The sequence below is a fragment of the Paenibacillus sp. ALJ109b genome (assembly GCF_010747435.1).
Lineage (GTDB): Bacteria > Bacillota > Bacilli > Paenibacillales > Paenibacillaceae > Paenibacillus > Paenibacillus taichungensis.
This window is the reverse complement of sequence record NZ_JAAIFP010000004.1, coordinates 403,070-422,010: the sequence shown is the minus strand read 5'-3', so window position 1 is coordinate 422,010 and position 18,941 is coordinate 403,070. Positions and strand designations below refer to the sequence as shown.

Annotated in this window: 21 protein-coding genes and 1 riboswitch; of the genes, 12 read left to right on the top strand and 9 right to left on the bottom strand. The window is 43.3% G+C overall.

Annotated elements, in window-relative coordinates; translation table 11 throughout:
- The first annotated feature begins 5 nt into the window (after positions 1 to 5).
- The 3 genes from bshB2 to G3352_RS04970 all read left to right on the top strand — a co-directional run bounded on the left by bshB2 (position 6) and on the right by G3352_RS04970 (position 2,230).
- Complete coding sequence (gene bshB2, locus G3352_RS04980; RefSeq protein ID WP_163754475.1) at positions 6 to 680, top strand: bacillithiol biosynthesis deacetylase BshB2; 675 nt, start codon at positions 6 to 8, stop codon at positions 678 to 680.
- Positions 681 to 849: 169 nt separating this feature from the next.
- Positions 850 to 1,491: a hypothetical protein gene (locus G3352_RS04975; protein WP_413025880.1), complete on the top strand. Its 642-nt coding sequence runs from the start codon at positions 850 to 852 to the stop codon at positions 1,489 to 1,491.
- Positions 1,492 to 1,528: 37 nt separating this feature from the next.
- The gene (locus G3352_RS04970; protein ID WP_163754468.1) at positions 1,529 to 2,230 is read left to right on the top strand and encodes a hypothetical protein; all 702 of its coding nucleotides are present in this window, start codon (positions 1,529 to 1,531) and stop codon (positions 2,228 to 2,230) included.
- A gap of 116 nt (positions 2,231 to 2,346) precedes the next feature.
- On the opposite strand, the gene G3352_RS04965 is transcribed toward G3352_RS04970, so the two are convergent.
- From G3352_RS04965 to G3352_RS04955, 3 genes are all read right to left on the bottom strand, one after another.
- Positions 2,347 to 3,159, bottom strand: a complete 813-nt coding sequence (locus G3352_RS04965) for an undecaprenyl-diphosphate phosphatase (protein ID WP_163754465.1) — start codon at positions 3,157 to 3,159, stop codon at positions 2,347 to 2,349.
- A 16-nt stretch (positions 3,160 to 3,175) separates the two neighbouring features.
- The gene (locus tag G3352_RS04960; RefSeq protein WP_163754462.1) at positions 3,176 to 3,940 is read right to left on the bottom strand and encodes a DUF817 domain-containing protein; all 765 of its coding nucleotides are present in this window, start codon (positions 3,938 to 3,940) and stop codon (positions 3,176 to 3,178) included.
- Between the two features lie 169 nt (positions 3,941 to 4,109).
- The gene (locus G3352_RS04955; RefSeq protein WP_099854130.1) at positions 4,110 to 4,961 is read right to left on the bottom strand and encodes a bifunctional 5,10-methylenetetrahydrofolate dehydrogenase/5,10-methenyltetrahydrofolate cyclohydrolase; all 852 of its coding nucleotides are present in this window, start codon (positions 4,959 to 4,961) and stop codon (positions 4,110 to 4,112) included.
- 51 nt (positions 4,962 to 5,012) lie between these two features.
- A riboswitch (ZMP/ZTP riboswitch) is annotated at positions 5,013 to 5,094 on the bottom strand.
- 182 nt (positions 5,095 to 5,276) lie between these two features.
- Between G3352_RS04955 and G3352_RS04950 the strand changes: the two genes are divergently transcribed.
- The 3 genes from G3352_RS04950 to G3352_RS04940 are packed head-to-tail and all read left to right on the top strand — an operon-like array spanning position 5,277 to position 6,858.
- Complete coding sequence (locus G3352_RS04950) at positions 5,277 to 5,759, top strand: MarR family transcriptional regulator (protein WP_163754460.1); 483 nt, start codon at positions 5,277 to 5,279, stop codon at positions 5,757 to 5,759.
- A gap of 20 nt (positions 5,760 to 5,779) precedes the next feature.
- Positions 5,780 to 6,355, top strand: a complete 576-nt coding sequence (locus tag G3352_RS04945; protein WP_163754457.1) for a nitroreductase family protein — start codon at positions 5,780 to 5,782, stop codon at positions 6,353 to 6,355.
- A 17-nt stretch (positions 6,356 to 6,372) separates the two neighbouring features.
- A complete protein-coding gene (locus tag G3352_RS04940) occupies positions 6,373 to 6,858 on the top strand; it encodes a nitroreductase family protein (protein ID WP_163754455.1) in 486 nt (161 codons plus the stop codon).
- A 170-nt stretch (positions 6,859 to 7,028) separates the two neighbouring features.
- On the opposite strand, the gene G3352_RS04935 is transcribed toward G3352_RS04940, so the two are convergent.
- The 3 genes from G3352_RS04935 to G3352_RS04925 all read right to left on the bottom strand — a co-directional run bounded on the left by G3352_RS04935 (position 7,029) and on the right by G3352_RS04925 (position 10,109).
- Positions 7,029 to 8,291, bottom strand: coding sequence for an MFS transporter (locus G3352_RS04935; protein ID WP_163754452.1), 1,263 nt, complete (start codon positions 8,289 to 8,291; stop codon positions 7,029 to 7,031).
- Positions 8,292 to 8,330: 39 nt separating this feature from the next.
- Entirely contained in the window at positions 8,331 to 9,236 is a 906-nt protein-coding gene (locus G3352_RS04930; RefSeq protein ID WP_163754447.1) for an ArsR/SmtB family transcription factor, read from the bottom strand.
- 210 nt (positions 9,237 to 9,446) lie between these two features.
- Positions 9,447 to 10,109 (bottom strand): MBL fold metallo-hydrolase, encoded by a 663-nt coding sequence (locus tag G3352_RS04925; RefSeq protein ID WP_163754444.1) that lies wholly within the window; start codon positions 10,107 to 10,109, stop codon positions 9,447 to 9,449.
- A 165-nt stretch (positions 10,110 to 10,274) separates the two neighbouring features.
- Here G3352_RS04925 and G3352_RS04920 point away from each other — a divergent pair, with 165 nt between their 5' ends.
- The 5 genes from G3352_RS04920 to G3352_RS04900 all read left to right on the top strand — a co-directional run bounded on the left by G3352_RS04920 (position 10,275) and on the right by G3352_RS04900 (position 16,045).
- A complete protein-coding gene (locus tag G3352_RS04920; RefSeq protein ID WP_076288542.1) occupies positions 10,275 to 10,802 on the top strand; it encodes a sigma-70 family RNA polymerase sigma factor in 528 nt (175 codons plus the stop codon).
- Entirely contained in the window at positions 10,789 to 12,261 is a 1,473-nt protein-coding gene (locus G3352_RS04915; protein ID WP_163754442.1) for a DUF4179 domain-containing protein, read from the top strand. The genes G3352_RS04920 and G3352_RS04915 overlap by 14 nt, the downstream gene beginning before the upstream one ends.
- A 319-nt stretch (positions 12,262 to 12,580) precedes the next feature.
- The gene (locus G3352_RS04910) at positions 12,581 to 13,216 is read left to right on the top strand and encodes a glycoside hydrolase family 11 protein (RefSeq protein ID WP_076288544.1); all 636 of its coding nucleotides are present in this window, start codon (positions 12,581 to 12,583) and stop codon (positions 13,214 to 13,216) included.
- A gap of 203 nt (positions 13,217 to 13,419) precedes the next feature.
- Positions 13,420 to 14,259, top strand: a complete 840-nt coding sequence (locus tag G3352_RS04905; protein ID WP_163754440.1) for a formylglycine-generating enzyme family protein — start codon at positions 13,420 to 13,422, stop codon at positions 14,257 to 14,259.
- 343 nt (positions 14,260 to 14,602) lie between these two features.
- Positions 14,603 to 16,045, top strand: a complete 1,443-nt coding sequence (locus G3352_RS04900; RefSeq protein ID WP_163754437.1) for a hypothetical protein — start codon at positions 14,603 to 14,605, stop codon at positions 16,043 to 16,045.
- A gap of 80 nt (positions 16,046 to 16,125) precedes the next feature.
- Here the strand turns inward: G3352_RS04900 and G3352_RS04895 are convergent, their stop codons facing one another.
- Together G3352_RS04895 and G3352_RS04890 are read right to left on the bottom strand one after the other, a co-directional pair.
- Positions 16,126 to 16,509 carry a winged helix-turn-helix transcriptional regulator gene (locus G3352_RS04895; protein WP_163754434.1) on the bottom strand — a complete coding sequence of 128 codons (384 nt, stop codon included), beginning with the start codon at positions 16,507 to 16,509 and terminating at the stop codon, positions 16,126 to 16,128.
- Entirely contained in the window at positions 16,502 to 16,864 is a 363-nt protein-coding gene (locus tag G3352_RS04890) for a winged helix-turn-helix transcriptional regulator (RefSeq protein ID WP_163754431.1), read from the bottom strand. The genes G3352_RS04895 and G3352_RS04890 overlap by 8 nt, the downstream gene beginning before the upstream one ends.
- A 105-nt stretch (positions 16,865 to 16,969) precedes the next feature.
- Here G3352_RS04890 and G3352_RS04885 point away from each other — a divergent pair, with 105 nt between their 5' ends.
- Positions 16,970 to 17,884 carry an arginase family protein gene (locus G3352_RS04885; protein ID WP_163754427.1) on the top strand — a complete coding sequence of 305 codons (915 nt, stop codon included), beginning with the start codon at positions 16,970 to 16,972 and terminating at the stop codon, positions 17,882 to 17,884.
- Between the two features lie 163 nt (positions 17,885 to 18,047).
- On the opposite strand, the gene G3352_RS04880 is transcribed toward G3352_RS04885, so the two are convergent.
- Entirely contained in the window at positions 18,048 to 18,899 is an 852-nt protein-coding gene (locus tag G3352_RS04880) for an aldo/keto reductase (protein WP_163754424.1), read from the bottom strand.
- Positions 18,900 to 18,941 lie beyond the last annotated feature (42 nt).

The window sequence follows — 18,941 nt, the reverse complement described above, 5'->3', positions numbered from 1 at the left end:
TAAGCATGAATAACAAACAGATTGAACATCAGCGCATTTTAGTTGTGTTTCCCCATCCCGATGATGAAGCATTCACTGCTTCGGGAACGTTGGCGAAGTACATAGAAGGCGGTGCTCAAGTCACTTATGCTTGCCTGACTCTAGGGGAGATGGGACGTAATATGGGCATCCCTCCATTTGCCAACCGGGTGACCTTGCCAATAATCCGTAAGGATGAACTCATAGAGTCCTCCAATGCGATTGGTATTCAAGACTTAAGGATGCTCGGTTTTCATGATAAAATGATCGAGTTTGAAGACCCTGAGTTGCTAGATGGCCACATCTTGGCCCTGATTAAGGAGCTTAACCCATCACTGGTCATTACTTTCTATCCGGGGTATAGTGTGCATCCCGATCATGATGCGACCGGAGCCGCAGTTACGCGAACGATTGGTCGATTGCCCGTAGAGGAGAGACCTATTGTGTACTGCTGCGCATTCTCGAACAATCACGAAGAGAGCATCGGGAAAGCGGATGTGATTGAAGACGTGAGCGGATTCCTTGCCAAGAAAATGGCGTCGATTCGAGCTCACCGTTCACAATTCCAAGCGCCGGAACTTGTCGGCAAGGGGAAATTGGATGATGAACAAATCCGAAATCGGTTTGGAAGAGAAGCATTTTGGACCTATAAGTTCGATTAATTTTACAATCTGTAAAAACTAATCTGTGTAAAAAGTCGCCATTATGGCGACTTTTTTTTGTTTCAGACATACCATATTGTTCAGAGGTGAAAGGAGTGGGAAGGGGCAATCGTATGGTTTCCATTCGCTTCCATGGGTAATAACATATTGACCATTAAACTCGTAAGGAGTGATACAATTGAAGGAATTTCGTTCTGTTTTTATTAAAATCCCGATGTTCGTCATGTTTCTTGCACTTACAGCTTGCTCTGGAGAAACAGAGCCGCCTGCAACCTCTGAACCGTCAGTACCAACAAATGAGGCGGTTACAGCTCCTACCACAGAAAATGAGGAAACATCTGAAACGACACGACCGCAAACAGAAAGTTTTGATTTAATGACAGGGGAGGGGAATTCATCACAAACGGCAACCTTACATCAAGGAGAGGTTTTTTCATTGTACGTGTTCGAGAAGTTTTCTTTTGACGCTGCCAAAGGCCGCTTGTCGCTGACAAGCAATCCAGACTACTATGTGGATATTGAACCGCTGCCCTCCGATTATGATCTGGAAAAGCTTAAGACTACTGGGCAGGAGGACTTGGAAAAATTCGGTGCGGTGACTGATTATAGTGGCGAGTTGATTGAGCACCCGCTTGGTTTCGCCGAGCTTTATCTTCAAGCCTCAGGTGAAAAAGGGATAAACGATTATATGGTCTGGAAATCAGAAAAAGGTGACGCTTTTTTATTCCGTCTTCACAATCCCAAAGGTGAAGAAGCCTCTGATTTCGCTGGTCCGGTCCTTGTGTCCTTATCCACAATTCAAGGCGAATAGTCGTCATCGTCATCTTAAGGAGTGAGTGGACATCGCAATGCCAAAAATGCGAAGCAAACGAATCATTCGAATTACTGCGATAATCATCTTACTTTTGCTCATCTCATGCATCGCATTTGTTTATGTGAATGACAGACCTGGCGGACTAGCCGATCGGCGTATGTCCAAAGCAATGGGAATGAGTGAAACCATGCATATTCCTATAGGGAAAACTGCTGAAGAAGCGATTCAGAAGTTTAGAAATAATGATGATTCATTACAAATTATTCATCAAGAACCGGTAGACGGGGGGATGATTTTGTTTAAACAAAAATCCGGCCAGGAGAATAACAGCAATCTTCAGATGGAGTATGCTCGGAAAATAATATTCGGCTGGAAGTGGGCATGGGGTGGCGGATATTCCATCGGTGAATCATCTCAATTCACATCTGCACTGGATTACATGAGCATACCTGAATTGAGTCATATATCGACACCTTTCCCTATGCTGTTTGGACATATATTAGACCCAGCTATTCAGCGTGTAACTGTCCAGTTCGAGGGGAATGAGAAACCAGTAGTTACCGAAGCCAAGCTGGTTGAGGTGGGGCCGGAAAGCATAATCTGGTTTGTATCACTGCCCTCGTCTGCAACAATTCCGTATGAAATAAAAGGATTCAACGATAAAAGAGAGCTCGTCACCCATAAACAAATTGATGATCCGAATGGCATGGGTTCCATGGTTCTTGGAGAGCGTTAAAGAGTGATTGTACGGAACCTGTGAGTAAGGCGGGGATCACCAAGTTTGGAAAACAATAAAAAGGGAACAACCCACTGTTGAGGGTTGTTCCCTTATACGTTATAAGGAAATTCGGTTTACAAAAAAATAAGCAAAAGAATTCCGACTACAAAGCAATAGTATGAAAAGTAAATCAAGTTCCCTCTTGCCATAATTCCCATGAACCATCTCATTGAAAAGTAGGTTACGATAAGGGTCGTAATGAACGCTAAAATGTAAGGTATAGCCAACTGCGCTCGGTGCGGATCGGTTACGATGTCAGAAGCCCCTAATATTACCCCGCCAATGCTAATCGGAATGTAGAGCATAAAGGAAAATTTCAACGCCGTTTCTTGTTTCATCCCAACAGCAATAGATGCAATGACTGTTGCACCAGAGCGGCTTATTCCCGGAATAAGAGCCACCGCTTGAGCCAGACCCACCAGTACTGCGTCTTTCGCAGACAAATCGCCATCTCTTTTCCGCCCGCGAAGGTTTCGAATAAGCCACAGCGCAACCCCTGTGATCAGTAAACTAATCGCAACCGTATAGACAGAAGTGAATATTTCTTCAATTTTATCCTTGAACAGCACAGCCCCGATCGCAGCAGGCAGGGTACCAATGATTATGTATAGACAAAACATAAAATCTGCTCTGTACTCCGCATTGCGAGAGACTAGGAATCGCCAGCCTCCTACAATTAGTTTTTTGATATCTTCCCGAAAGATAAACATAATGGCAATCAGTGAGGCTGTGTTCGTCAAAATTTCAAAGGATAATCCGTTCTGCTCCATGCCAAGCAGTCGTTGAACGATAATCAAATGTCCGCTTGAAGAGACCGGAATAGGCTCTGTAGCCCCTTGTACGATACCTAATAACACATATTTCAACCACAAAATAAAGTCTTCCATTGTATCCTCCTACTCATTATTTTCGATTAGCTTTGACATATTTCAGTTGGGCCACAATGATGACACTAATAATCACCAATAGGAACCATGAACTGATCTTGCTAAAACTGACCAGTTGCCAGGAATCATGCTGGTCAGGGTATTTCCAGCCGTTAAAAAATGTAGCTATATTTTCAGCGGTCCAGATGAAAAAACCTACGATGATAAAAGCGAGCGTTAACGGCATTCGATAGGTAGTTAATCTTACCCGATAGATAATCCATGTTTTACGAAAAACAATAAATACCAGAGCGGTCAACCACCAACGGAAATCGGGAATAAAGTGATGTGTGAAAAAGTTGATATAGATGGCTCCTCCTAACAGAACCGAAGATGCAAACCCAGGCCAGCCCGTTATGTCCATACGCAATCTGCGCCATATTTGACACATAAAGCTTGCTACACTTGCATACATAAATCCGCTATAAAGGGGGACACCAAAGAGCTTGGTATAAGCAGGCTCAGGGTATGACCAGGATCCCATCCATACCTTATACATCTCCAGTACCAATCCAATCACGTGAAATATACATATGACTTTGATTTCATCACGTGTTTCCAATCCGCTCCGGTACATAAGGTATTGTACTGCTAATAAAACAAGCAGAATGGCATCATAGCGATAAAGAAAGGGTATCTGAATTACGCTAGAAAGGGCCAACGTTCCAAAGATAGCCACAGGAAAAATGCAACTCATCGCCTGATGATAACCAAAATGTAGGAGCTGTACTAAAGGTTTCAAGTTATGTTTATCTCCTTCCTAAGCCTTGTTCATAATAATATAGATATGGTCCGTTTGTAAAAAGAGAAAAAAAGATCTATATATTTTCTTATTTTCAATTCGAGCTTAATCAAAGACAAAACAGGCCCCTCGTCAACTGGAGGGACCTTGTTTTTTTTGGACAATTCAATTATGCATTTTCAGACAGCTTGTAGGCAGATTTAATCGTATGTTCGATGAGCGTCGCAATCGTTACGGGACCAACACCGCCTGGTACAGGTGTAATTGCTGAAGAAGGAACAAAGCAAGCTTCGTAGTCCACATCTCCGACGTTGCCTTTGTTATAACCTGCATCAATAACGACAGCACCTGGTTTAATCCAGTCTCCTTTAACAAAGAGCGGTTTACCGACGGCTGCAATTATGATATCGCCAAGCTTCACGATTTCCTCCAGATTCACGGTTTTGGAGTGGCAAGTCGTCACCGTTGCATTCCGGTTTAGCAGCATGGCTGAGACAGGTTTGCCCAGAATTGGGCTTCTTCCGATGACAACCGCATGTTTGCCCTCGATCTGAATATTGTAGAAATCCAGAATACGCATAATAGCCTGTGGTGTACAGGAAGGGAATTCTGCGTCTCCAAAAGCATTAAGTGCAAAACCGAGGGTCGTTACACCGTCAACGTCCTTCTCGATACTAATGGCATCAAAAGCTGCTCTTTCATCAATGTGATTCGGGACAGGGTGCTGAAGCAAAATACCGTGTACGGACGGGTCATCATTTAGCTTGTTAATTTCTTGAATCAATTCATCCGTGGTGGTATCCGCAGAAAGAACGACCTTAATAGAATGCACGCCTAAGCGAGCACAAGCATTTCCTTTCATCCGCACATAGGTTGCTGAAGAAGGATCATCTCCGACGAGAATTGTTGCGAGACAAGGCTGAATTCCTTTTTCCTTAAGAATGGCAACCTTTGAGGCCATGTCTTCCTTCATAAAATCCGCTACCGTTTGTCCATTCAAGATCAGTTTGTCAGTACTCATTTTCACATCGCCCTTTCAACATAAAAAAGAGGCAAGGAAATAAATATTCCTTACCTCTGCCCAGGCGTACGGCTTATTACAAAACCATATGCTCCCTCACGGTTCACCGTGTTCGCCAGTTACATATGATCGTTTAAATTGTTTAGATTGATAGTACTTGAAAAAGTAGAATTGTTCAATAGTTAATGGATTTGATAACTGTTCTCACTTGTGATATATTGTTAACCAGTAAACTATTTAAGATTAAATTCTTGAATTAGTTTAATTATTTAAGGATTTTTTATTGTTTATAAGTAAATAAGGAGCGATTGAAGAATGGATTCAAACGATCGAACAAAACAGTTACTGTATGACCAATTTATCCGATTTTTACATGTATATGAGAATCACAAGGATACGGAAATTGAACATTTTCTAAGTATTGCCCAGCGGGAAAGCATGGACAAAATCCCTCAGCATTTGACCGCGGTTCATATGATAGATTGCATTGGCAAGCATGAGCCTATTAACAACACGGCTATTGCTGAGGCGATGAATTTATCCAAAGCGAGTATTACCAAGATCGGCAACAAACTGCTGGAGGAAGGATTCGTCAAACGTACGAAAATGAATGACAACAAAAAGGAGAGCTATTTCCGTTTGTCACCGCAAGGCAAAAAGATCTTTGAACTGCATGAACGTTTACATGTACTTGAGGCTGAACGGTTCCATCGTTCTTTGGACAAATATTCGGAACCGGAGCTGAAAATAATACATCAATTTCTTCAAGACAGCAGCATGGATATGGAATCCAGATAAACTGAAGGAGAGTGAAACACTTGAGTCTGGCAGAATTGATCAGGGAACGCAGAAGTATTCGTAAATGTAATTCTACACCGGTAGAACAGGAGTTGGTTGTTGAATTGCTGCGCAAGGCTACACGGCTTCAACCATCTGTTGAAGCTGGCTCATGGCGTGTTGTTTATGCAGGAACTCCCGAAGCACGCAAACGGTTGGTAGACTGCATGCTGGAACAGATGTCGCAGAGCAAGCTCGGCAAGTTGATTCCGGGAAAACTGCTAGATGTTTTTAAAAAGAGGTTTACCGATATTCCTGCTCACGTCATTGTTATGTCGACTGTAGGACCGGATCGTCTGACCAATGACCGTAATTATGCGGCTGCCTGCGGGGTGATGCAGAGCTTCCAACTGCTGGGCTGGGAACAAGGGTTAGGAATGCTGTGGGATACAGAGTCCATGATTCAGAATGAAGGCTTTTTCAAAGGAATTGGACTGCGTGAGAATGAAAGATTTGTTGGCATTCTTCATATGGGATATTACGACAAAGCGCCAAGAAGCCGGAAAAGAACACCAGCTGAGCAAAAGTGGACTGTATTTCAGGGTCAGACTACGTAGAAGGGGAGGATGTAAAAATGGAATTGGCCAATCTGCAAGGAGGCATACACAGTCCGAAAGATTTTTTGGATCGACCGGTATCACAGGAGCTAATCCTCGAATTGCTCAATCACGCGGTGTGGGCGCCAAATGATGGACTTCGTGAGCCGTGGCGATTTATTTTTGCCGATAACCATAATGGGAAACTCATGCAGGGATTGCAGGAACACGCTCCAGCCTATCTTCTGGTCTTGGTGAAGGAAGAGGCGGATCATCATAAGCGGGAAGAGGACTTTGCAGCCGTCTGCTGTCTGATCCAAAATTTTCGTTTGCTTGCCCATGAACAGGGCCTGGGTGTGCGCAGCACGTTGCATGACTGGATGTACGACCGGAGTCGTGCTGAAAAGTTTGGCGTGTTAGGCAACGAGCGGATTGCTGCGGTTCTGGAATTGGGATATGGCGCCGAACAGCCGGAAGGGAAATCTGAGATAACAGAACCGCAGCTTCAGTTCGAACTGCTGTAGCGGGGAAGATATAGGGAAGAGAATTCAAATGAAAGAGGAACGACAAAACCTTAGCAGGGATTGTCGTTCTTTTTGTATGCGGTATGTATACGATTTGCAGATTAAAAATCAGCTAAAGCGGATACACACAACTAATCCAGAGATTCACCTATTTTATAAAAATGATATTCCTATAATGTGTTAATTTCCTTGTTATAAGAATTCACTCGTGTTCTATTCCGTAAAGTAGATAAATCACCATCTAAATTCTTCAGGTTCGGAAGAAAAGCTGCGGCGGCCGAACAAAGCAAGGGGAGCAGACCCAAAGACAAGAATAAGAAAGGCAGACCATAGAGTTCTGCAACCGCTGCACCTGCAAATGCACCTACAGGCTGCAGTCCGCCACCAATGAGGAACCGTATTGAGTTGACTCGGCCTTGCAGAGGTCCAGGGACAAGAGTGCCATGCAAAGATGAACTGAGAGAACCAAAGAAAGGTCCTGCTGCACCAGCGGCACATAAGGCAACGAGCGCAAACGGGTAACTCGGGAATATGCCCAGTAAGGCGTTAAAAAGCCCGATGGCGGCTAGGCTGCACAGCATGACTGTCCGTCGTCTTTTGATTTCACCCATCCACGAAATGATCAAAAGTCCTACTAATGTGCCACATGCTGAAGCAGTGGTGAGTGTACCCATAGCAGCGGCATCCCGATCTAACACTTCACGAACAAAAGGAATCATCATCGTCCAGATCGCTACAGAAGACATGTTGCTGATCGAAACCATGCCCATAATCGAAAGCATGGCCGGGAAACTACGATAAAAGGAGAAACCTTCATGGATATCTCTGAGATAAGCCTTAATTGAAAAGGATGACTTAGCTGCTACTGGCTTCTGCATTGTGGGCAGATAGAGCAACGTGGCAATGGCGGCGGTGTAACAAAAGGCGTTGATGCCCAGTGTTGGCAATGCTCCAGCTACGGCAGTAAGAGCTCCGGCTAAGGCTGGGCCCAACAATGCAGCTGCATTACGGCAGCCGTCGATTACCGCGAATGCACGCACCAGTTTGCGTTCATCTGATACTCCGGGAACAATTGCCATTGCGGTGGGCATGAATAGGGCAGAACATGCCCCGCTTAGTCCTGCGGCCAGAAAAAGGTGCCATAATTGCAAGTGGCCAGCGAGTCCCAGACTCAGCGGTAATAAGAGAGCAAGCAATCTAACAGAAGCAAGCACTGCCATGAACCGCCCTCGGTGTAACCGATCGGATAACGGCGAGCCGAGCAACCGAATGACCACTTCTGGAATGCTAAAGCTTAGTGCCATCGCACCCATAGCCATCTTAGATGCAGTTATTTCATAGACAAGCCATTCCATAGCCAGAAGACCAAATACGTCACCAAATGAACTCAGAGTGACAGTAGCTAGTAAACCATAATAACTGCGCTTAAGCATGAGTGTTCCTCCGTGTGCGTAGGTTAAAGGGCATTATCATCATTCTTCAATATAAGCTGAAATTTGTTCCGAAAGCTTGTTGAGTGCTTCTAAACGCAAGCTGTAAGAGGTAGTTTTCTGATTATAATGCACGATAACAAGCCCCGCTGCCCTCAATGAAATAAGGTGGTAGTGTACCGTGCTCTTAGAAAGTTTAACCTCGCTAACGATCTCAGTGAATGTTAACTGCTTTCCGGCTAATAAACGGAGGATGTATAATCTGGTTTCGTCGGACAATGCTCGTGTTAGACGCAACAACCGATGTTCAGGCCGGCCCGTTGCTGGTGGGAGAATATCGGCAGAGTAACTGGTGAAAATCACTTCATCAAAGATGGCTGAGGTGACAAAGGGACGAGCATGATATTGAGGGATTAGAATCACTTGTTTGAGCAGTGGGGTGGGATAAAGACGCATACCCTCCGTTGCCTCCTCATAGACCTCTAGGTCATTGGTTCCGTTTAGCATGGACCGTCTGGTTTCAGCTTCTAAGGCAAGACCTTCGATAATCGCCGAATCAATTTGGCTGAAATAGTGGGTATCCCATTCACGCAGCGCTTCGGATGTCCGGCTGCGCAGTTCCGGGAGATTGGAGGGAACGGACAACTTCACATTAGCAGCGATGTCATATAGCTGGCCTGTGGTTAGGTCTTCAAGCCAATCCAAAAAACCACTCACTGAGCGTTCACCAGGACAACTCCAAATATAAGGTGCAAGGCTAAAATCATCTACAAGTTTCACCGTCTCCCGCATTTGTTGCAGTTTAGCAGGTGCGAACCGATCTTGCACTTCTCTGACCCATAGTTTTCCAGCATCCAGAGCATTATGATTCTGTTTGCTCATGAAAACCGTCAGGCTACTTACACATTCATAAATGGGTGCGAAATCAACTTCCACTGTGTAGTTCATAGCTCGAATTTTCCCCTCGTCTTTCTTGTTCTATATTTATAGAACAACTAATTTGTTTTATTGTATACGAACAATTATGGGTTTGCAACTAAAATGTCCAATGATTTATTTATTCTCTTCAACGAAAAAAGACGTTCCACGGGTGGAGAGCACCTGAAGAATCGTCTTAAAATAACTGAATAATACTCACCGAAAGTGTATATTGAAACTTTAATCTTGGATGAGTTCTGCTATCTGATCTTTCACATTTACATTACTTAATCCCCCATGGTAACAAATGACAGATGTAATGTCGAGATCTGCATATTTTTTCAACGAGAGCTTTGCTGCATTCATATCCGGTGTAGTCGGGGCGTGAATCCCCCCAAGCATACCGTCTACACTGTAAATGGAGTCCCCAGCAATGAGCGTTTTACTTTCCTTCAAATAAAGACTGATATGACCGGGTGTGTGTCCAGGCGTGTGAATAATGTGAATCCCGCCGCAAAACGGCAGTTCCTGACCATCTATTAAAGTATGGTTTACTGTGCCCTTCGGGGGATTCTCCAGGTGACTATCTTTTATTAGAGGCAGTTCCCCTTGGATGTACGGCTTATCCAATTTGTGTGCATATACTTTAATCGCGTTGCCACGCGTCTGTAAAATCTCCGGTAGATTCCCTATATGATCGACATCCTGATGGGTCAAAATCACCGCATTTAACTTGTCTAGAGAGACACCAGCCTTCTCCATTGCCACACGTAAATCCTCAAATTGACCTGGAAAACCAGTGTCTATTAGAATAGTCATTTCATGATCCTTTAAAAGAATGGGGTGTATCACATTCCCATGATAGTCTAGATGGAGCATTTCGACTCCCTTTGAAATTTCCATAATATTAGTCCTCCGTTGAAAGAAATAGTATCTCTTTGTAAACGAATCAACTTCGTAAAAAGATACGGGGGTAGAATTGAAAAAAAGATTAGTGTTTTCTTGTGAACCAAACCAAGTATAGGATGATCTAATGAATAGAAGGAATGAAGGAAAGGGGGAGCATTGGTGGATTTATCAGAAAAAGCCGAACTTGCAAGACAAGGAGATAAGGAAGCTTTTGTATTTTTAATACGTGCTGTTCAACAAAGCCTATTTGTTATAGGAAGATCAATCGTTAAAACGGATGAAGATTGTGCAGATGCGATACAGGAGACCATTGCTAAAGCTTTTTCTAATGTACATACACTGAAAGAGCCAACTTATTTTAAAACTTGGATCATTCGGATTTTAATCAATGAGTGTAATCGGATTATTAAGAAAAAAAAGCGAGTATCCCTTGTCCCTTATGATATGAGAAAGACATCTTATAAGGGGGATTTTGAACAAATTGAGCTGTTTGAGGTAATTGACGAATTGGATGAACAGCTTCAAACCATCGTGACACTTTTTTATATCGAGGACTTATCGGTCAAGGAAATATCTAGAGTGCTTGAAGTTTCTGAAGGAACAGTAAAGTCAAGGTTATTCAGGGCCAGACGACAATTATCCGAGCTCGTTCTAGGGGAAGGAGAGGGCAAATATGAATTTTCATGATCCGGTTGACCGTGAGATCAAGCAATTATTAAATGCTAAAAGAAAAGACCTGATCATTCCTGATACCGTACAACTTGCTATGGAGAACGCACTTTCCTCCATTTCTGAGCAGAAGGTAAAAAAGAAATATCCCCATAAAAAATGGAGATGGGCAGCAGCAGTTATAGCCCTCTTATTCATCCTAGGAGCGGTTTCGATTTATTCTGTGCCAACATTTGGTGAAATGATCCGGTCTTTATTTGCCAAGGATAACCCAGATATTGGACTTTTGCGGGCACAAGAATTGGGACTAGTGCATAATCCTCATATCAAAGTCAAGGACAAAGGTTATACGCTGGTAATTGATGAAGCTGTTGCAGATCCTACTCGAGTGACGATGGCTCTTCAACTCTTTGATAAAAAAGGTAAACACGATCGCCATAAGTTACTCCTTGGAGATCTGAACAATATTACGATCAAAGATGCTCAAGGTAAAGACTTGGACACCATGTACGATATGGGGTACACAAATGATTTTTATTATATGGTTGCTTTCTTCAATGAGCCATTGCAGACAGACAAGATAACAATAGAAGGGAATGTTAGGACGCTTGGCAACAGAAACGAGCCTTCCATTGAAGGAGATTGGAACTTTAGCTTTGATATAGATATGAGAGAGGCTAACCAGCAAACGAAAATAGAAGAATTGTCAGGTAGCTACTCAACGCCACACGGAATGACTGTCACTTTAAAGAGGTTAACGAGAATGGTGCAAGGAGTCCGTTTTGAACTGGAGACTGAACTTAATGATGCTGCAATGGCAAGATCACCCGGCGATTTATGGGAAAAGCAGATGTTGAGCTTCCACTTTGAAACCATAGGGAATGAAGAAATTCATTCGGTAAATCCGAGAAAAATGGGTTACATGGATAGCCTGATGGCAACTGATCATACCGTGATCGAAGAAGGGAAGATTCGATGGAGTTATATTTTCAAGTACCTGCCGGAGAATGAACCGTATCGCTTTATTTTGGATGGATACTCGGTCGCAGAAACAGACGATAGCAGAATTTCCTTTAGACCATCGGAGCTGATAGAACCCAAATCTTTTCAAATATTAACAGATCGTATAGAAGTGGTTGGGACGTCGCTTGAGGAATCACAAAACCCTGATGCCACATATGAAACGGCCGTATCGTTCTACGGGGAAATGGATAATGAAATACGCAATGAAGAATGGAAAGCATACGATTCGGCAGGCAAGCAGTATGATGTTGGTAAGAGAGGAGCCTCATCTTTAGAGGATGCGCTTGCAGATAATTGGAGAGAGGGATTTATTAGTATGGGAGATCGCAATCTGCACCAGCCTTATGAATATCGGATTATGGGGTTAGACCACATTCCAGAGGAACTTATCCTGGTAAGACAAGTAGTAGATAAATGGTACAAAGATCCGGACTGGTCTGTATTGCTAAAATAATTTATTAATATGTAGTCTATCGATCACTAATACCCTCATTATTACTTTCACTGCCGCCCTTCTGGGCGGCTTTTTATATAATTGTTTTCCTGTAGGTACAAGTCGATTTTTAGAAGGGTGACAGACATAAATCTAAACATATTAGAGATTAATCTTTAGTTTGTCAGGTTTTTATGTAACCGCTATCATTCTATAATTTAGTCAGAAAGGAGGTAAAAGTAAAAAAAAGAATTGCATCAAATGGTAATTGAGAACTTCAACCGAGAATCAGACGAAACGCAGTCGATAGGGCAAATACAATCATATTGGGAGGTAGAGTATGTTTAAATTTAGTAAAAAAATGTTGACGGTCATTCTTGCGGCTTCCATGAGTTTTGGCGTGTTTGCAGCAACCTCAAGTGCAGCGACAGATTATTGGCAGAATTGGACCGATGGCGGCGGTACGGTTAATGCTGTGAACGGATCGGGCGGAAATTACAGTGTGACATGGCAAAATACGGGGAACTTTGTTGTTGGTAAAGGCTGGAATGTTGGATCTCCAAACCGGACAATTAACTATAATGCTGGGGTTTGGTCTCCATCCGGCAATGGCTATTTGACACTCTACGGGTGGACAAGAAATGCACTTATTGAATATTACGTTGTAGATAGTTGGGGCACATACCGACCAACCGGAACGTTTAAAGGTACTGTCAACAGTGATGGAGGAACCTATGACATCTATACAACGATGCGATACAATGCACCTTCCATTGACGGTACACAAACCTTTGCCCAGTACTGGAGCGTAAGACAGTCGAAGAGAGCGACCGGGGTTAACTCCGCTATTACGTTCAGTAACCATGTGAACGCATGGGCAAGCAAAGGAATGAATCTGGGTAGCAGTTGGTCTTACCAGGTGTTAGCGACAGAAGGATATCAAAGCAGTGGAAGTTCCAACGTAACGGTGTGGTAAGCAATCCTCGGTGATCCGTTTAATGAAAGTAAAACAGATTTTTATACATTAGGGACAGGTTCAATGCCTTTTCCTCAGTTCTACCATCAGTCCGGATATGTTGAAGGCCGTTTCAGTCAGACAAATGGCCTTCGACGTTGCCGGATGAGAATGGCAGGCATCATAGCCAATTATTTTCCCATTAGCTTAAAGGAGATCGTTCAATGAGAAAGCTATTAATGTTCTTTTTAATAGCAACAATGCTAGTAATGAGTGCTTGTTCGCAGGATAAACCCGAACCGAAGGATAACCTTGTATTCGTGCAAGGTGGAACGTTTAAAAACAACAAGTCCAATTTTGCTAGAAGAAATGCGACCCTGTCGAACTTTTATATCGGGAAATATGAGGTAACTCAAAAAGAGTGGGAAGATATCATGGGAAATAACCCCTCCGGATTCAAAGGAGATCAATTACCGGTAGAAATGGTGAGTTGGTATGACGCGGTAGAGTATTGCAATCAAAGAAGCATACAAGAGGGCTTGAAGCCGCATTACAACATCGATAAGGATACCCCAGACCTAAATAATAAGAATGATAACGATAATATAAAATGGACAGTAACAATTAATGAGGGAACTAACGGTTACCGACTGCCTACAGAAGCGGAATGGGAATACGCCGCAAGCGGAGGTCAGGAGAGCAAGGATTACACATACAGCGGCAGCAACAACGCCGACAAAGTCGCATGGTATTGGAAGAACGCCGGGGACAAAATCTTAACTGGAGACTGGAACTGGCCTGCCATAGAGAGCAACAAAACCAAAACCAAATCAATTGGTACCCAGCAGCCCAACGAGCTTGGAATCTATGATATGTCTGGCAATGTAAGAGAATGGTGCTGGGACTGGTACAGCGATGCTGAGAGTCAAATCCCATCATTTCGGGTTGTAAAAGGCGGAGGCTGGATTGGCGGTGTCAATAATAACGAGATCGCTTTTCGAGGGAAATTTGATGCAAATGGTTTTGGTCCCGATCAGGGTTTTCGTGTTGCTCGCGGAGAATAGTCGAAAGGTGGTAAATTATCTAAATAGTTTAAGGCGGGCTCATATGCTGAAAAGTAGATCGTTGAACATAAAGAGATGTCCATGCTAATGCAGATTAGCCAGGACATCTCTTTTTTGAAATGCTTGTATTTCATTCAAAATGCACAGGATCGGAAACGTGATGCATTGCCGTACAATTTGAACCTTTATTTTGCAGGATCAAAAAGTATCCTACGACACAAAAATGATCGGATCATACAAAAAAGTGCGTACTATTCAACGGTTAGGGCACCTGATAATCTAACATTCGAAGGGCAAGTTGAATTGTCGTTCAATATAAAAACGTACTGAAGGGGTGGGAAAAATGCCAGCTTATCAACTTCACTTGAAAGATAAACGGATCGTATGGGGAAACGCAATAGATGTGGAGTCTCTCATTGGCACATATCCACAGGACTCGATTAGAACAGGCGAGAATGTGGCTTTGGATTGGAAATTGCCTGACGGCATATATAGAGCAAAAGAGGTCGTCATAGAGCTGGATAAACTGCTTGAGGCGATTCTGGTTCAGCTGGGCGAACCGATAAACGGTGATCCTTCGGTGTTATTGGATAGCCTTCAAGCCAATTTGGCAATCTCCGGTGATTTGTCATCGCTACCGCTTGGTCCATTAGCTTTGAAGGATAAGGCGGGTATTGAAATTACGGCACAGGCGGCACGCATTGGTGAACAATTGGTTCTCTGGGCAAGAGAGATTAATTCTGAAAAGAGGGCGCTGACGCAATATGGAGCGGATACCCTTGGAGAGCTGGAATTTAGAAGTCATTGCTACGGTCATACCTTGATACCGGAAGCTATTGCTCAAGTTTGGGGTCCCGCTGGGGGACCAAGAGTTATGCAGTTATATAATGAATACTTGCACCAGTTTGTATTGCTGCGGGATGCATTACTTCCCTTTGCCAATTGGGAACAAGTACCGTTTCAAGTCAAGGAACACACGCAATTCAAAGGATTACGTTTCCTGGAGCCTGCCCGTAAGGTCTTTTTAACTCAATTGCTCGGGAAGGAATTAACGCACAAGGCGATTGTTCAATATGCACAGAGTGTGCTTAGCTCGGGTTTGACCTCTGCAGGTTACGGCTTTCAATATCCTTTGGGAACCGTGTTGCCCGCTGGCTTGGGAGAGTTGGCTGGCACAGCTGCACGTTATCTTCTGAAGTGGCATCCGGTACAAACCATTGAGACTGAAGATACAAAAGATATAGTTGCCATCTCATTGGAATATGAATATGACGATTATTATGATGCACCACGCAACGAAGCAGGAACGGGTATACCTGGCAGCAAGGATCACTTTCACATTTCAGAAGATCACAGTGATCTTCCATCCATCGCACGGCTGCTTCCGAATACAGGGTCAGATCGAACAACCGTGCGTTTCAGTGTGGAGAGAGAAGGTCATGCATCATCTAGTGTAGAATCTAGTGTGGATCTCGGTCAGCTCTTCAGGGGACATCGATTTTCATATCGGCCTGAAAAGAACAACCATTCCAAGGATGCTACTGTGAAGCGAACATCAACCAGCATTCATCAGGTAGCAGACATTCTGTCGCATTCCGGATTGGTGACAAATACGGATAATGGAGTCCATGTCATACCAACAGGCGGAAATGAACTTGTACAGTGGGCTTTGTTAGGCAAGCTGTATCCCGAAAATGTGGTGTTGTTGGACAAAGGAAATCAAGAGGAACTGGAAGCAGCTTTGGTTTCCGGGAAGGGGTATGGAACGCAATTTCTGGTGTTGTAATGCCTTAAACCATTCGTGATAGATGATATGACGACGGCAGCGTACTCGTACAGAGCTGCTGCCGTCTAATTACGACTGCTTTAATTTACATTAGCGATGTCACGGCGAGAGTCATCGTTGTCGCAAGATACTTCGTCGGGGAATTTCTCGATATAAGTCGTGCCAAACTTGCACAACATCTGTAGCATGGGGGCAAGTTCCTCACCCAGATCGGACAAATAATATTCTACTTTTGCTGGTGCAACCGGATAGACCTTGCGAATAATCAGACCGTCACTTTCAAGCATTCTGAGCTGCATCGTAATCATGCGTTGGGTTGCGTCAGGAAGAAGTCGCTGAAGCTCATTAAACCGAATGGGACCTTTAGTTAAGTGATTGAGTATAGAAATTTTCCATTTACCGCTAAGTAAGCTCATGACAATTTCCGAGGTGCAGCGATAGGTTTTATTTCTAAAGTTAATCATCCTCCAACACATCTCTTTCACTTTGATTTTGTACTCCCCACTCACATAAACCTTCCAGAACGGGCAATAACGTTTCGGCTTTATCGGTCAGTCTGTACTCGACTTTAGGCGGGACTTGTGGATACTCTTTCCGTTCGACCATACCATCCGCTTCCAGTTCTTTTAGTTGTGAACTCAGTGTTTTAAACGTAATCGCTCCAATTTGTCTTTTCAGTTCATTAAAGCGTACCGGTTGGTTTTCTGCCAAAAGATAAATAATGACCATCTTCCATTTGCCGCCAATGACAGACAATGTATAGCCAAAGGGCGTATCTTGAATATGTTTAATCTTACCTTGATATTCAGCCATGCTCATATTTATGCTATCCTTTCGGGTAGTACCTGTCATAATAGTGCGTACTACTTTTTGATTTGCGTTCAGTTTATACTAACCTTACTTTGAAGTAAAGGAGAGAAAAACATGAATCAAAAAACAATACGTCTGTTAATGCCCCAATGGCAAGGCGGGAATAATCCTAACTACTCTTTTGGCGCGGAACTGCTTGCCTGGCTGGCTCCTGATAATGATCAACCACTGATTCAAGTTCCGGTACAAGCATATGATGGAACTCCACTGGAAAACGAGAATGGTGTGAACGGAAGAAAACAGCTCATTGAACAACTCGAAGCAGCCCAGCATATTATTCATGCTCACAAGCCTGACCGCATCGTTATGTTTGGTGGAGATTGCTTGGTCGAACAAGCTCCGTTTGCCTATTTAAACGAACGGTATAATGGAGAATTAGGTTTAATCTGGATCGACGCGCACAGCGATTTAGTTGGTTACGTGGGTTATGATAACGGACATACGCTACCTCTGGGCAATCTTTTGGGGGAAGGGGATGAGGAGTTTGCAAAACATGTGAAAATCCCTCTAAAACCTGAAAATGTCTTTATCGCGGGGGTGGCAACGCCTACAGAACAGGAGTCTGAAGTGATCTCAGAAGCGTTTGAACGATTAGGTATAACGACTGCAGAATCAGATACAGAAATGATTCAAAGACTGGGCATTAAAACTGTGGGAGCCGTAGAATTAACGAAAAGTACGGAATCCATCAAAGAGTGGATCAAAGAAAGCGGTATTAAACACCTGGCTATTCACCTGGATCTAGATGTGCTTGATCCTAAAGCTTTTCGTTCGTTATTATTCGCGAATCCTGAAGGACCTTATACGTTCTCTCCTGCGGGAAGCTTGCAAATCCCTCAGCTTCTGCATCTACTCAAAGAACTATCGGAAGAAACAGATGTCGTGGGATTGGGTATTACCGAGCATATGCCATGGGATGCAATTAACCTGAAAAACCTGCTGGGGGAAATACCTATTTTAAATAAATAAAGTTGGATACGAGAAGAAGAAATCATCGTTGAACAATAACTGATTTATCTGACCAAAGCAAAAAAGGGCCGTATAATTACTACGGCTCCTTTTGGTTATCTTTCTTAGCTCAACTCTATATGGAAGCTTCAATGAAAGGGGACTTAACGGTCTCCTCGAAGAGTCAAATATCAAGTTTACGTGTACCGAGCCACTTCACCATTTCTGGGTCGTTATGAGAGAAGAACAGACTCTGCTTCGTATCTAATGCAGTAATCGATTCCATATCATTTTGGCTTAATTCAAAGTCAAAGATATTGAAGTTCTCAACAATTCTCTCTTTACGAACAGACTTCGGAATGACAACGACTTCTCTTTGTGTCAACCAGCGTAAAACGACCTGAGCAACGGATTTATTCACCTTTTCCGCGATGGATACCAACACTTCATTCTGGAACAGATTATTTTTACCTTCAGCAAAAGGCGCCCAGGATTGAATCTGAACATTATTCTCTTTCATAAATGCAGCACTCTCGATTTGTTGATTGAAAGGGTGTGTTTCAACCTGGTTTACGGCAGGAACTACCTCATTATGAATAATTAAATCGATCAGACGATCCATCTGGAAGTTACTAACCCCAATGGCACGGATCTTCCCTTCACGATACAATTCCTCCATAGCGCGCCAAGAGCTGTACACATCGCCAAAAGGCTGATGAATTAAATACAGATCCAACACATCCAACTGCAAGCGTTCCAGAGATTTTTCGAATGCTTTTTTAGTGTTTTCATAACCCGTATCCTGAACCCAAAGCTTCGTAGTGATAAATAACTCTTCTCTTGCCACACCACTTCGTTTAATGGCTCGACCAACGGCTTCTTCATTCAGATATGAGGCAGCTGTATCAATCAGGCGATATCCTGCCATAATGGCATCGTAAACGCTTTGTTCGCATTCATTTTGATCTGCAATTTGAAAAACACCAAAACCCATAATGGGCATCTCCACACCATTGTTAAGTATTACTTTTTCCATGTTAAAGCCCTCCTTCTTATAGGTTTATTATGTACCAAATCA